At 66.9% G+C, this 507-nt stretch carries 1 protein-coding gene; it reads left to right on the top strand.

Translation table 11 applies throughout. The features are described from left to right. Positions 1-507: IS256 family transposase (locus MBELCI_RS19070; protein ID WP_045320588.1), on the top strand; the 507-nt coding region annotated here is incomplete at both ends.

The following is a 507-nucleotide window of genomic DNA, read 5'->3' as shown; positions in this document are numbered from 1 at the left end:
GGCTACGGCCCCGAGCGCGAGATCCAGACCGGGATTGGCGGGCTCGCAGTCAGGCGACCGAAAGTCCGGGATCGCTCTGCGGAAAACGAAGCGGATAAGATCCGGTTCACCTCCGCGATCCTGCCCCGATGGGCGCGGCGCTCCCGCAGCTTGGATGCGCTGCTGCCGGTTCTCTATCTCCGCGGCATCTCGACGGGGGACTTCCAGGAGGCCCTCGCGGCCCTGCTCGGCGAGAATGCCCCGAACCTGTCGCCTGGTGTGCTGTCGCGCCTGACAGGTGAATGGGAGACGGAGTATGGGCGCTGGCAGCGCCGCGACCTCGCCGCGCGTCGTTACGCCTATGTCTGGGCTGACGGGGTCTATCTCCAGGCTCGGATGGAGCCGCAGGCCGAATGCATGCTGGTCCTCATCGGCGCGACGCCGGAAGGAAAGAAAGAGCTCGTAGGCTTTCAGGTCGGCATGCGCGAGAGCGCGCAGAGCTGGCGCGAACTGCTGGTCGACCTCAAG

This window comes from Limimaricola cinnabarinus LL-001 (genome assembly GCF_000466965.1).
In the GTDB taxonomy this organism is placed as follows: domain Bacteria; phylum Pseudomonadota; class Alphaproteobacteria; order Rhodobacterales; family Rhodobacteraceae; genus Limimaricola; species Limimaricola cinnabarinus.
The sequence above is the reverse complement of the archived record's forward strand: the minus strand, read 5'-3'. Positions and strand labels throughout refer to the sequence as shown.